We start from the raw sequence: 14,094 nt of genomic DNA on the forward strand, positions 1-14,094 counted from the left end.
CAAAAAAGTAAAGTTTCATACTTAGCAATCAGAAACAAATTCTGACTAATTTTTTTAAAGAAAAACAGGGTTCTGTTTCTCTTGACATACTGGTTGTTTTGTTCAGTTTTCAAAGAGCAAATATTCCACCGCCTCAAATTGGCGACTTCACTAATATAACACGAAATATAAACCTTTGTCAATAACTTTTTTAAAGTTATGAAGTGTCTATTTCAATGTTTGTTAATTATAGCATCGCTAAAGTAAAAAGTCAATAAATAATAGAGATTCACTACTTATACTATGTAATTGCAGGTTCAATGTATTTTCCATCGATAGATAAAAATCGATTACACATTTCATTTCGCTATTTTACTTACCATCCATTTAGTTGGTAATAACTTGATCCATCTTCATATTAATTATATATAAAGTGGGGGTTTCTCCCTTCCTCCGCTAATTTTTAGTTGAACGATTCAGGCCTTTACTGGCTGTTGATCCCCCACTTACAATTCTTGTTATTAACAAAAATTCATGAAGTGGGGGTCTTTCAGCCAGTTAATCTGTGATAAATGATACAACATCCTTATCTTTGAAGATAAGTATTTACAAATCCACCTGTTGATGACAATGTTTATATATAATAGGGAAAGAATTAAAAACCACGCGAATCAACTGGGATGATTTTTTTGGTAGTGTTGGAGCTTATATCAAATTTCTTATTTATCATTGTTGCTTTAATCATTCTAATAGCAATCATCATTACTACGTATATCAAATATTTAAAGTATAAACGTTTTCGGTATATGTTCATGTTATTTTCTATTCCAATAGCACTTTGGGTAGCAGGTAAACTTCTTCTAACACACGGGAAAAAATTATATCTAGCAGATTTTGAATATCGCATTGCCAATGAACTAGACACGCATATCTTCTCTATTGATGGTGGTTTCTGGTATAAAATTTGGGGCTATGCCTCTTATTTGGCAGTAATATTTATCACCATACTTATTTTGGTGCTATTCTTATTTAGATTTTACAGACATATCCTTCAAAATAACTAGAACATTACAACCTAATTGAAAAAGAAACTATCTACACCTAAAACATGAAGGAGGCTGTTCATTTATGTTCATTACTCTTTTATACTTGCATGTATTCCTGGAATCATCCTTTGATGAATAACCCAATTGTTTTATTATATATCGGTATTGCTAAAATCCGTGGTTTCGAAGGTGCTGCCTACAGTTTATGGTCTTTATTTATGATGGCTTTCACTTTAGCAGCTGTTTTCATCGCAAAATCAGATTATCGTAGAATTTAAAACATTGTATTATCATTCCATATTTAATGTTAGTCCCTGAAGTGGATCATCGTTAAATGGAAAGACTTGGTCCGCTACCTTTCTCTTTAATGCGGCCAAAGAGTCAAGCGCAGCTGATTTTAAATGTAGTGAATATCCGTATTTCTCACTATTGTATTCAAATTCATCGCTGTCATGAACCTCCCAACCTGTCTCTTTTGTTTTCAACAAGTCTAGGTCTAAATCAACAAAACGAATTGTATCTCCCTCCCTCTTAGATGGCATGGCGACATTACAATAATAAGACACAACTTTTCCATGATGAATATCCATTGCAGCGGTGAACCATTCGGTTAAAGAAAAATATTCCAAAGTCATATGAGGAATAGTGAATATTGCATTTTTAGTATGATGTATTAATTTCCGACCAGGTTTAGATAAAACCAATATATAATCTGGCGTTTGTTGGATTAGCTCCCCCTGCCATTCATAATGTGGAATATCTGGATATTTCAAAGCTTTCATTTGTACGATTTGATTCATATCCTATCACCAAATTTGAATTTCATTTCCCTTCTTCATTTATGACATTTATCATATCACAAAGCATCAATCCTTCAAGCATCGCATGATATTCACTAGCCTACACATACTAAAAGGGCACAGATTGTTACATTACCAGAACACAAGCGATGGAGTGATGATATGCGAAAATATTTGATATTTATCCTAATAGCGTGTTTCATGCTTATGTCTTTTTCGTTGACCGTTTCAGCGAATGAAAAGGAAACGACTGAAAGTTTCAAGCCAATTAATGAGTATGAAAAAGATGTAACTGGTGATGGGAACAGAGAAAACATATTACTTCTTGGTGAGTTGTTTTCCAACTCTTCCCCTTATTACAGAGCGCTACAAGCTGAAATACGTGTTGATGGTGATACAAAATGGACGATTCCATACAATGGTGGTTATGATCCGAATTTAGAATTCATTGATTTAAATCATGACGGCATACAGGACATACTATTTCAAAGTCCTACTGGTGGCAGTGGTGGGTTATATCAATATCATTTACACACCATCCAACATAATAAATTAGTTGAAATCCCATTACCTACGCAGCCTGTTATTGGTAATTTTAAAGGTCATTTTACAGCTGAAATAAAACTATTGCCTCATTATAAGCCAATTGAGGTGGATGTTTCTGGTCGTGCAGATGATTATATTCGCTTGGGTATTTATAATGAAGATGGCAAGCTTCTAAAAAATACGCCTCTCTTTATTGACCCAATTGCATATTTTGAGCCCGTGCTTATCAGTAAAAGTAAGGGCTATGGTTTAAAAAGCTACCAAAATATTAGTGGTGCCTACCATGCAGATCAGCTTGGTACAGTAGAAACTTTATGGTATTTTGAAAATAAGCGGTGGACCATTTTACAAACTGCGTTTAAACCAACACCACAATAAAGTGAAACTTCCATCAGTGGGGAATTTCGTCCTTCCCTCACTGATTGTTAGCTGAACGAATCAGACCTTTACTGGCTGTTGATCTGTGATAAAAACAAATACGTATAAAAAAATCCGAATCGCATCAAGCAATTCGGATTTTTACAGCATTAGTTCGCAACGATATTTACAAGTTTTCCTGGTACTACAATGACTTTTCGTACTGTTTTATCTGCTATCCATTGTTGAATTGCTTCATCGGCAAGTGCCCGTTCTTCCAATTCTTCCTTAGATATGGTTTTCGGTACACGAAGCTTTGCACGTACTTTACCCATAACCTGTAAAACAACTTCCACTTCATCTTCAACTAACTTCGTTTCATCATACACCGGCCATGGCTCATAGCTAATCGTTTCACTATGCCCAAGACGTTCCCATAATTCCTCTGCAATATGTGGTGCAACTGGAGATAGTAATTTCACAAATCCTTCCACATAAAGTTTTGGAATAGCGTCTACTTTATAGCCTTCATTTACAAATACCATCATTTGAGAAATAGCTGTATTAAAATGCAAGTTCTCAAAATCCTTTGTAACTTTTTTCACAGTTGCATGATATATCTTTTCCAGAGCAGAAGAATCAGCATCTGTTATTTTCTCTGACAGTGTTCCATCCTCTTGAATGAACAAACGCCACACACGATCCAAGAATCGTCTAGCACCATCCAAACCATTTGTCGACCAAGCAACATCGGCATCAAGCGGTCCCATAAACATTTCATACAATCTCAATGTGTCTGCACCATGAGAAGCGATAATGTCATCTGGATTGACAACATTCCCCTTGGATTTACTCATTTTTTCATTTCCTTCACCAAGAATCATTCCTTGGTTAAAAAGCTTTTGAAATGGTTCTTTCGTTGGCACTACACCAAGATCATACAAAAATTTATGCCAAAAACGCGCATAAAGCAAATGTAATACAGCGTGCTCCGCTCCACCAATATAGATATCAATCGGCAACCACTTTTTCAACGCTTCATGATCAGCAAGTGCATCTGAATTGGTTGGATCAATATAACGCAAATAATACCAGCAGCTTCCAGCCCATTGTGGCATCGTATTGGTTTCACGTCGACCCTTCATACCAGTTTTTGGATCTACGACATGGACCCATTCGCTATTTGCCAATGGAGATTCCCCTGTACCCGATGGTTTAATTTCAGTCATGACTGGCAGCTTCAGTGGCAGCTCTTCCTTAGGAACAGTAGTCATTGTCCCATCTTCCCAATGAATGATCGGTATTGGCTCACCCCAATAACGTTGACGTGAGAATAACCAATCACGTAGACGATAAGTCACTTTACGTGTCCCTTTATCGTTTGCTTCCAGCCAGTCAATCATCGTTGTAATGGCAGTCTGCTCATCTAAACCATTAAGGAAATCAGAATTAACATGCTTCCCGTCACCAGTATAAGGTTCTTTGGACACATCTCCTCCTGCAACCACTTCAACAATTGGCAGCTCAAACTTCGTAGCAAACTCGTAATCACGCTCATCATGAGCCGGTACGGCCATGATAGCACCAGTTCCATAAGACATAAGCACATAATCGGCTACCCAAATTGGTACACGATTACCCGTAACTGGGTGGATAGCGTATGCGCCGGTAAATACACCTGTTTTTTCCTTGGCTAGGTCTGTTCTTTCCAAATCAGATTTTGCCTGTATTTTTTTAATATAGTGATCGACTGCTTCTTTTTGTTCTTCAGAAACAATATCCTTCACAAATGGATGTTCCGGAGCTAGTACGGTGTATGTTGCGCCAAACAACGTATCTGGTCTTGTTGTAAATACAGTAAATTCCTTCTCAAAACCTTCAATTGTAAATTGTACCTCTGCCCCTTCTGAACGTCCAATCCAATTACGCTGCATATCCTTGAGGCTCTCCGGCCAATCCAAATCCTCTAAATCTTCCAACAAACGGTCCGCATATTCCGTAATACGTAACACCCATTGCTTCATTGGTTTTCTAACTACGGGATGACCACCACGCTCACTCTTACCATCTATTACCTCTTCATTTGCCAGTACCGTTCCAAGTGCTGGACACCAGTTGACGGCAACTTCATCAATATAAGCAAGATCCTTCTCATATAGTTTCGTAAATATCCATTGGGTCCACTTATAATAATCAGGATCTGTCGTACTGAGTTCACGATCCCAATCATAGGAAAAACCGAGTTCCTGAATCTGTCGTTTAAATGTCCCAATATTTTTTTTCGTAAATTCTGCTGGGCTGTTACCAGTATCCAAAGCATATTGCTCAGCTGGCAGACCAAATGCGTCCCACCCCATCGGATGGAGCACTTCATATCCTTGCATTCGTTTCATACGTGATAAAATATCTGTCGCTGTATAGCCTTCTGGATGGCCCACATGTAGCCCTGCCCCAGATGGATACGGAAACATATCCAATGCGTAGAACTTTTCCTTATTCGAAAAAGTATCGGTTCGAAACGTATGATGTTCTAGCCAATAATTCTGCCACTTTTTTTCAATTTCCCGATGTTGAAAGCTCATTTTCATTTCCTCCTAGCCATTTTAAAAAACCAAAAAACCTCCTCATCCCTTTGAAGGGACGAGAAGGTTATATTCCCGCGGTACCACCCAAATTAGCACATCATCATATGCTCACTTGTTTCCGTAACGTGGATAACGGCAGAAACTACTTCCTATTTCATCTCTGCAGCCTTCAAGGTGAGTTCATATTGATTTTACAGCAGTTTTCACCACACACTGCCTCTCTTCAAGTAAAACTTCAATATTACTATTCCTTCGCATCGCTTTTAGTTTATTTATATTGAATTGTAATGAAGCAAACCCCTTTTGTCAAGGGCGTGAAAGCCTGTCTATGATAATGATAGACAATTGATCACCATTTAATTCTTTCATCCAATCATTCAGGATTTCCAAGCCCGTTACACCAGCTATTTATACTTTTCTAAAATTACTAAGATAGAAATTGTACTGCCCAATGAATCTAAGCTAAAATATAACCATAGATAGATACTACATATTATAAGGGGTCGATAACAGATGCTAAAAGGAATATTGGAATATGCACATGATTTACTTGCAGAAACGGTAAAATCAGGTGAAGCAGTCATTGATGCGACATGCGGAAATGGCAATGACACCCTCTTTTTAAGCAAGCTTACAGGGAATGAAGGAAAAGTGATTGCATTTGACATTCAAGAACAAGCCATTCAGAACACGCAAAGACTACTTGATCATCACAACCGGAAAAATGTCATCCTTATTCAGGATAGCCACGACAATATGTTACAATATGTCAGCCCTGCTGATAAACAATGGCTTGGCGGCGCTATTTTTAACTTAGGTTATTTGCCAAAAGGTGATAAAACAGTCATTACCACCCCGGCATCTACACTTGCCGCATTGGGACATATCCTACAAATCTTGAAACCTGGCCGTATGGTCGTATTGGTTGTATATTATGGACATGAAGGCGGGATGAAGGAAAAAGAAGCATTATTACAATATGCTATTCAATTGGATCAAAAACAGTATCAGGTGCTGCAGTATCGATACATTAACCAAAAAAATCACGCGCCATTTATTATCGCCATACAAAAAAAGTAATCATGATAAGGAGAGATAATGATGAACCATGCCTATAAAGGTATCCACCCACAAATTCACCCATCCGTTTTTATTGCGAATAATGCTACCGTTGTAGGTGATGTAGAAATTGGGGAAGATTCCAGCATTTGGTTCCAAACGGTTATTCGCGGCGATGTTGCTCCTACTAAAATAGGCAAACGTGTGAGTATTCAGGATTTAACCATGATACATCAAAGTCCAAACAAGCCTGCGATTGTGGAGGATGACGTAACGGTGGGACATCAAGTAACACTACATTCTGCTATCATCCGTAAAAAAGCACTTATCGGAATGGGATCCATTATCTTAGATGGTGCAGAAGTCGGGGAAGAAGCATTTATTGGCGCCGGCAGCCTTGTTCCACCGGGTAAGAAAATACCTCCACGAACACTGGCACTTGGAAGTCCAGCAAAGGTCATTCGCGATTTAACCGAAGCAGACTTTCAGGAAATGGAGCGTGTACGTCAATCCTATGTCGATAAAGGTGCCTATTATCGTGACCAAACAACGCTAGGAAAAAAATAAAGCTACAGCTGGATATAGTAGAGCCTCTTGAAGTATGAATACTTCTGAGGCTTTTTTTAATCCTTGCTGCAGCTTTTTATTTATTATTGGCCTGTTAAAGCGCGTAATTCTTCCACTCGATCGGTGTTCTCCCACGGGAAGCGTACATCGGTTCTGCCAAAATGTCCGTAAGCAGCCGTCTGTCTAAATATTGGTTTTTGCAAATCAAGCATCCGAATAATTCCAGCCGGACGTAAATCAAATGCTTTTCGAACTGCATCGACTAATACTTGTTCTGATACCGTTCCAGTTCCAAATGTATCTATTGCAATGGAGACTGGTTCCGCTACACCAATTGCATATGCCAGTTGCACTTCACAAGTTTTTGCCAACTCCGCAGCGACAATATTCTTTGCAACATAACGTGCCGCATACGATGCAGAGCGATCAACCTTCGTTGCATCTTTACCACTGAATGCTCCACCGCCATGTCGAGCATAGCCGCCGTATGTATCCACAATGATTTTTCTGCCGGTAAGTCCTGCATCTCCTTGTGGACCACCAATAACGAATCTCCCAGTCGGATTAATGAAATACTTTGTCTCCTCATCGAGCAGATCTGTTGGTACAACTGGTTGAATTACATGCTCTGTGATATCTGCTTTTATTTGCTCCAATGTAATATCCTGATGATGTTGTGTAGAAATAACGATGGTATCTACTCGAACTGGATTATTATCCTCATCATATTCTACGGTTACTTGTGTTTTTCCATCTGGACGTAAGTAGCCTAAAATATCCTGCTTACGTACATCGGCTAAGCGTTTTGCCAATTGATGTGCTAAAGCAATTGGCATCGGCATCAATTCTTCTGTCTCGTCACAGGCAAAGCCGAACATTAATCCTTGGTCACCAGCACCTATCGCAGCAATATCCTCATCGAGCATAACACCTTCACGTGCTTCCAGTGCCTTGTCCACTCCACCTGCAATGTCAGCAGACTGCTCATCTATTGCGGTCAAAACAGCACAAGTCTCCGCATCAAATCCATACTTCGCTCGCGTGTAACCAATTTCTTTAATCGTTTGTCTCACAATAGCGGGAATATCCACATAGGTTTGGGTAGATATTTCACCTGAGACAAGCACCAATCCAGTGGTTACTGTTGTTTCGCAAGCTACTCTGGCAAGTGGGTCCTTTTCTACAATCGCATCTAAAATTGCATCTGAAATTTGGTCGCAAATTTTATCAGGATGTCCTTCTGTCACGGACTCTGATGTAAACAAACGACGATTGGTAGTTCGTGTCATATTGCTTAATCCTCCTTAAAAACTAGGTTACGGATTTCAATCTATCCAGCAATAATCTGCCTGAAAGTGAATGCATACATTGAAAATAGAATAACTTGCCGCAATCATGTATATACCTATTATGCAAGCAATCTTTCATTTCTATCGTCATAAAAAAAACCTTCCTACATCATAAATGAGGAAAGGATTTTTTGGCCTTTCACTCTTATTGTCCAAGGAAAGAATCCTTGCTTCAGGTAAGCACCTTTTCACATATGTGATGGTTGCCGGGCTTCATAGGGTCTGTCCCTCCACCAACTCTGAATAAGAGAGTATCCGCTGACAACAATAGTAACGAAATCAACATTTTCTGTCAACTATTTCACCTGTTTTGTAAGCGGTTAAAATGTTTAAAAATCATTTTTAATTAGTGTGGACTATTTTATATAATGTGTTATACTATTAATCAGATTTACGTATTGAAAGCGATTCAAAAAACATTATTCATCTAAAAACCCTTCAAAAAGGCGGTATATTATGAAAATGATGGAACAATCATCAGGATTAAAGCGTTTAATGCAACATGATAACATGCAAAAAAATCTTTCGGTCCCACAGCTTGTCGAAAAAATACTTTCACGTAAGGAAGCTATTCTAACGTCGACTGGTGCCGTTCGTGCAACAACAGGTAAATACACTGGACGTTCACCTAAGGATAAATTCATCGTCAGACACGCAGACAGTGAAAATGATATTGCCTGGGGTCCAGTTAATCAGGAAATTGACGAACAAACCTTTCAAAAGCTCTATGAAAAGGTAGTTGCCTATTTAGAAGAACAAAATGAATTATTTCTGTTTGAAGGATTCGCTGGTGCAGATCAAGATTACCAGCTACCATTACAAGTCATCAATGAATATGCATGGCATAACTTATTTTCCAAGCAATTGTTTATTCGACCAACTGCAGAAGAATTATTACATCATCAAGCAGAATTTACGATTATTTCGGCTCCTTCTTTTAAAGCAGATCCCGATACAGATGGTACGAACTCAGAGGCATTTGTAATCATTTCTTTTGAAAAACGAATCATCTTAATAGGTGGTACAGAATATGCAGGTGAAATTAAAAAGTCAATCTTCTCGATTATGAATTATTTATTGCCGAAGCAAGATATCGTTTCCATGCACTGCTCCGCAAATGTCGGGCAGGAAGGTGATGTGGCATTATTCTTTGGACTATCTGGTACAGGTAAAACGACCTTATCCGCCGACCCTTATCGCAAGCTAATTGGAGATGATGAGCATGGATGGAGTCCAAACGGTGTATTTAATATCGAAGGCGGCTGCTACGCAAAATGTGTTGATTTATCAGAAGAAAAAGAGCCTCAAATATATGGTGCTATTCGATTTGGCTCTGTACTGGAAAATGTAGCATTAGATAAACAAACGCGTCTTCCGGACTATCGTGATACATCCTTAACTGAAAATACACGTGCAGCTTATCCGCTGGAAAACATAGATAATATTTTATCGCCCAGTGTCGCTGGACATCCAAATGCAATTATCTTCCTAACAGCCGATGCGTCTGGAACCCTTCCACCAATTAGTAAGCTGACCAAGGAACAAGCGATGTACCACTTCCTTAGTGGCTATACGAGTAAGTTGGCAGGAACAGAGCGCGGTGTTACGGAGCCGGAAGCGACTTTCTCAGCATGTTTTGGTTCTCCTTTTCTACCGATGGCACCTTCTGTTTATGCAGAAATGTTAGGTGAAAAAATTAATCAATATCGTTCCAACGTATTTTTGGTTAACACAGGCTGGACAGGTGGCCCATATGGTGTTGGAAATCGAATGAAGCTTTCTTATACACGGGCAATGATACACGCAGCATTAGAAGGTGAACTCAATGCGGTAGAAACGGTCACGGATAATATATTCGGACTGCATATCCCAATACATGTTCCTGGTGTTCCAGATGAAGTACTTATCCCACGTAATACATGGCAGGATAAAGCAGCATACGATCAGGAAGCACAAGCATTGGCATTGAAATTCCATGACAATTTCAATCAGTTCCGTCATGCGAGTCAAGCGATTCAAGAGGCCGGACCAGTATTCCGACCTGAAAAATAAAGCGCCTCATCCCAAGAGGGTTTTTATAAAACGAAGCGAGTGTCTGGATTTTATTACATCCATTCCTTGCAAGTGCACACCAGTATCCTTTATGGATGCTGGTGTGTTTTTTTATTGTCCCTATTGCAAGCTATATACCCTATTTCTTTAGCCTAATTTTAAAATGGGCATAGGCAATCACACACTTTTTCGCTCTTGCATAAGCTATGTTGAGCAAATCATATGAACAGGAAAGGAACGATTACCATGAAACGACGCAGCTTTGTCGTTCTATTATGCCTCAGCTTTATGCTGATGATGGTTGCATGTCAAAAGAATGATGCGGCATCTATTCCTATCAAATTGGCTGAGGTAACGCGGTCTGTATTCTATGCACCACAATATGTCGCCTTGGAAAAAGGTTTTTTTGAAGCAGAGGGACTGGATGTAGAGCTACAAACAAGCTGGGGCGGTGATAAAACCATGACTGCCCTCTTGTCTGGTGGGGCGGATATTGCGCTTGTTGGTTCCGAAACTTCCATTTACGTGTATGAACAAGAATCAAAGGATTACGCAGTAAACTTCGCCCAACTAACACAAACAGATGGAACATTTCTCGTAGCCAAAACCGAGAAGCCAAATTTTGAATGGCAGGATGTGAAAGGAAGCGAGTTTTTAGGCCAGCGAAAAGGCGGAATGCCACAAATGGTTGGTGAGTTCGTGCTTAAAAAGCATGATATTGATCCCCATACGGATTTAGATTTACATCAAAATATTGACTTTGCCAATATACCTGGCGCTTTCGTATCCGGGGATGCAGAATATGTACAGCTTTTTGAGCCGACTGCTAGTGTTTTTGAAAAAGAAGGTAAAGGGCATGTGATTGCTTCCTTTGGTGAGGAGTCAGGAAATGTACCATATACCGTGTTCATGACCAAACAGAGTTTTATTAAGGAGGAAGCAGAAACGGTTAAGAAATTCACTCGTGCTATCTATGAAGCGCAAAAATGGGTGAAGGAAAATGATTCGGAAGAGGTAGCAACAGTTATCGCTCCTTACTTCGAGGATGCCGAAATGGATATCCTCACCTCATCGATTGAAAGGTATAAACAACAAAATTCCTTTGCTGAAACACCTTTGCTTGATCCAGATGACTGGGAAAACCTTAAACAAATTATGGCTGAAGCTGGTGAACTACCGGGCGATGCCCCATATGATGTATTGGTTAATACATCCATCGCCGAAGAAATTATTGGCAAGTAAGGAGGGCGAATGAATGTCACTACTCACATTATCGAATATTGCCCATTTATATTTTTCAAAGAATACCTATACAAAAGCACTAGATCAAATTAGCTTTCAGGTAAAAAAAGGTGAATTTATTTCCTTGCTAGGTCCTAGTGGATGTGGAAAGTCTACCATTCTCTCCATCATAGCAGGGTTGATTCAACCGACTTCAGGTGAAGTTCTGGTGAATGAAGCCTCAACAAATACGTCCAATCAGCTTACTGGTTATATGTTGCAGCAGGATTATTTATTCCCTTGGAAAACCGTCCTTGATAATATTCTGCTTGGCCCGCAAATTAGAAAACAGCAAAACGCCTCTATGCGTGAACGTGCCAATCAACTTTTAGAAGAAGTTGGTCTACCAAATGTAGCAGACCTATATCCTCATTCCCTATCGGGGGGAATGAGGCAGCGAGCAGCACTTGTGAGAACTTTGATTACAGAACCAGAAATACTTTTACTGGATGAACCATTTTCCGCATTGGATTATCAAACAAAGTTAAAGCTGGAGGACCTTGTTTTTAAAATGCTTCGCACATATCATAAAACAGCAATACTGGTAACACACGATATCGGAGAAGCCATATCCATGAGTGACCGTATCATCGTTATGCGAGCAAATCCAGGAACTATCGCAAAGATTTTTGATGTACCAATTGAAATCCGCAATGAAATACCCTTTCTCGTCCGCAGACACCAAAAATATGATTTATTATTCGATAAAATATGGAATGAATTAAACCAGCAGGAAGCAAAGTCTGCACCAGAATAAATGACAGCGTGAACGGTTCCCTGCAGATAGAAAGGAGGAATCTGTCAAATGAAGAACAGCTCCGATTATCAATTATTTTCTGCTTATCAAAAACAGTTGAAAACGGAAAAGAAAATTGTGCTCATCTGGCAATGTTTATTGCTGATTGGTTTTTTTAGTCTATGGGAGCTTAGCAGCCGCCTCTATTGGATTGATCCTTTATTGTTTAGCTCACCTTCCCGGATTATTAACCTTGTTCTTGAGCGATTTGCTAATGGTACAATGTGGACACATCTGCAAATTACAATGTTTGAGACCATTCTAGGATTTATCATCGGTACGTTGCTAGGTATTGTCCTTGCAATTATGCTTTGGGCGTCCGAGCGTTTTTCCAACATCATGGATCCATACCTTGTCATTATGAATGCGATGCCAAAGGTCGCATTGGGTCCCATATTTATTGTTGCCCTTGGACCAGGATATATTTCCATTATCGCAATGGGGGCAATCATTTCCATTATTATTACCACACTTGTTGTCTATTCTGCTTTTCGTGAAATAGATCCAAATTACCGGAAAGTATTATTAAGCTTTGGGGCGACAAAATGGCAATGTTTCCATAAAGCTGTTTTTCCAGCCTCTCTCCCCGTCATGATATCCACCTTAAAAGTCAATGTCGGCCTATCGTGGGTCGGTGTCATTGTGGGAGAATTCCTTGTTTCCAAGCAGGGATTAGGTTATTTAATTGTCTATGGTTTTCAAGTGTTTGACTTTACACTTGTCATGGCCAGCTTATTATTAATTGCCATTATAGCCGCCGTCATGTATAAACTTGTTGAACAACTGGAAAAATGGCTGATTAGACATCGAATTGATTCGTAATGACACAAATAATAATAATAATAATAATAAGGAAGATACGATCATCGTTCCTTGATAAAGCCCCCTCCCGCTAAAATTGTTCTCGTCAAAAAGCCCAGGCTGCCGATAACCGCTACCCTGGGCTTTCATAAAATATATGATAGTATTGTCTATTCCGGTGCTCCAGCTACGACTTGGATTCCATGAACCGCATTTCCTTTTTAATATAATTCATGGAATGCGTTAATACATCATCCTTCATAATAAAACTATATCCTTTATTTATTTTCACATTCGAAGGTATTTGCGCTAATAAAACGGGACCTTCTGTTTCAAAATAAGTGTCCTGATGAAGCAGATTTAATATTTCAGCATAATACACATTTTTAATTACGACACCTGCTTTACCTTCCACCAAGTATTGTCCAATATACGCGATATTTTCAACAACACCACCCGTTTCCTCCATGATTTCCCGAATTGCAGCCTGTTCTGCCTGCTCACCCGGTTCTACTTTCCCGCCTGGAAATTCTAGTCCGCGTTCCTTGTGTTTCGTTAGCAGCCATTTATCTTCATGTCTGCAAATAATCCACACATGTTTTGGACTTTTTGAAAATGGATGGTCGTCAAAAGATAACCGCACCTTATTACGATAATAGTCTTTAAAAATGTACATATTCTCCGCTTCCCTCATGTTTGCTATTTATAAGAAATAGAACCCGTCTATCCCTTCATCTGCTTTGAAATAACCCTTTTACGTTACGTTTTTAATCGAATTTTACTATTATACATGTATATACACTTGATGTAAAAGAGATTTTCATCTGCAACTTATAGCATCTATTCCTTTTAGAAGCGTTTCATAAACCTTTTAGA

Annotated in this window: 12 protein-coding genes, 1 riboswitch and 1 other annotated feature; of the genes, 8 read left to right on the forward strand and 4 right to left on the reverse strand. The window is 39.1% G+C overall.

The features are described 5' to 3' along the window. Positions 1 to 1,156: 1,156 nt before the first annotated feature. Positions 1,157 to 1,303: a hypothetical protein gene (locus tag DX933_RS18380; protein ID WP_190279446.1), complete on the forward strand. Its 147-nt coding sequence runs from the start codon at positions 1,157 to 1,159 to the stop codon at positions 1,301 to 1,303. A 12-nt stretch (positions 1,304 to 1,315) separates the two neighbouring features. Here DX933_RS18380 and DX933_RS07280 read toward each other — a convergent pair whose 3' ends face one another. Next, complete coding sequence (locus tag DX933_RS07280) at positions 1,316 to 1,825, reverse strand: DUF402 domain-containing protein (protein WP_123315814.1); 510 nt, start codon at positions 1,823 to 1,825, stop codon at positions 1,316 to 1,318. A gap of 162 nt (positions 1,826 to 1,987) precedes the next feature. Between DX933_RS07280 and DX933_RS07285 the strand changes: the two genes are divergently transcribed. Continuing rightward, positions 1,988 to 2,749 (forward strand): hypothetical protein, encoded by a 762-nt coding sequence (locus tag DX933_RS07285; RefSeq protein WP_223805906.1) that lies wholly within the window; start codon positions 1,988 to 1,990, stop codon positions 2,747 to 2,749. Between the two features lie 149 nt (positions 2,750 to 2,898). On the opposite strand, the gene leuS is transcribed toward DX933_RS07285, so the two are convergent. After that, entirely contained in the window at positions 2,899 to 5,310 is a 2,412-nt protein-coding gene (gene leuS, locus DX933_RS07290; RefSeq protein ID WP_123315815.1) for a leucine--tRNA ligase, read from the reverse strand. A gap of 51 nt (positions 5,311 to 5,361) precedes the next feature. After that, positions 5,362 to 5,580, reverse strand: a binding site (T-box leader). 246 nt (positions 5,581 to 5,826) lie between these two features. Between leuS and DX933_RS07295 the strand changes: the two genes are divergently transcribed. Beyond that, on the forward strand, positions 5,827 to 6,393 hold the full coding sequence (locus tag DX933_RS07295; RefSeq protein ID WP_123315816.1) for a class I SAM-dependent methyltransferase: 567 nt from the start codon (positions 5,827 to 5,829) through the stop codon (positions 6,391 to 6,393). A gap of 18 nt (positions 6,394 to 6,411) precedes the next feature. Further along, complete coding sequence (locus DX933_RS07300) at positions 6,412 to 6,939, forward strand: gamma carbonic anhydrase (RefSeq protein ID WP_190279447.1); 528 nt, start codon at positions 6,412 to 6,414, stop codon at positions 6,937 to 6,939. An 83-nt stretch (positions 6,940 to 7,022) separates the two neighbouring features. Here DX933_RS07300 and metK read toward each other — a convergent pair whose 3' ends face one another. Continuing rightward, the gene (metK, locus tag DX933_RS07305; protein ID WP_123315818.1) at positions 7,023 to 8,228 is read right to left on the reverse strand and encodes a methionine adenosyltransferase; all 1,206 of its coding nucleotides are present in this window, start codon (positions 8,226 to 8,228) and stop codon (positions 7,023 to 7,025) included. 202 nt (positions 8,229 to 8,430) lie between these two features. Further along, a riboswitch (SAM riboswitch) is annotated at positions 8,431 to 8,538 on the reverse strand. Between the two features lie 206 nt (positions 8,539 to 8,744). Here metK and pckA point away from each other — a divergent pair. The 4 genes from pckA to DX933_RS07325 all read left to right on the forward strand — a co-directional run bounded on the left by pckA (position 8,745) and on the right by DX933_RS07325 (position 13,239). Beyond that, on the forward strand, positions 8,745 to 10,340 hold the full coding sequence (gene pckA / locus DX933_RS07310) for a phosphoenolpyruvate carboxykinase (ATP) (RefSeq protein ID WP_123315819.1): 1,596 nt from the start codon (positions 8,745 to 8,747) through the stop codon (positions 10,338 to 10,340). 246 nt (positions 10,341 to 10,586) lie between these two features. Then, positions 10,587 to 11,582 (forward strand): ABC transporter substrate-binding protein, encoded by a 996-nt coding sequence (locus tag DX933_RS07315; protein ID WP_123315820.1) that lies wholly within the window; start codon positions 10,587 to 10,589, stop codon positions 11,580 to 11,582. Between the two features lie 13 nt (positions 11,583 to 11,595). Then, the gene (locus DX933_RS07320; protein ID WP_123315821.1) at positions 11,596 to 12,378 is read left to right on the forward strand and encodes an ABC transporter ATP-binding protein; all 783 of its coding nucleotides are present in this window, start codon (positions 11,596 to 11,598) and stop codon (positions 12,376 to 12,378) included. Between the two features lie 48 nt (positions 12,379 to 12,426). Then, entirely contained in the window at positions 12,427 to 13,239 is an 813-nt protein-coding gene (locus DX933_RS07325; RefSeq protein ID WP_123315822.1) for an ABC transporter permease, read from the forward strand. Between the two features lie 166 nt (positions 13,240 to 13,405). Here the strand turns inward: DX933_RS07325 and ytkD are convergent, their stop codons facing one another. Continuing rightward, positions 13,406 to 13,894 (reverse strand): RNA deprotection pyrophosphohydrolase, encoded by a 489-nt coding sequence (gene ytkD / locus DX933_RS07330; protein ID WP_123315823.1) that lies wholly within the window; start codon positions 13,892 to 13,894, stop codon positions 13,406 to 13,408. Between the last annotated feature and the right edge of the window lie 200 nt (positions 13,895 to 14,094).

Source organism: Ornithinibacillus gellani (assembly GCF_003730295.1).
Taxonomy (GTDB): Bacteria; Bacillota; Bacilli; order Bacillales; family Amphibacillaceae; genus Ornithinibacillus_A; species Ornithinibacillus_A gellani.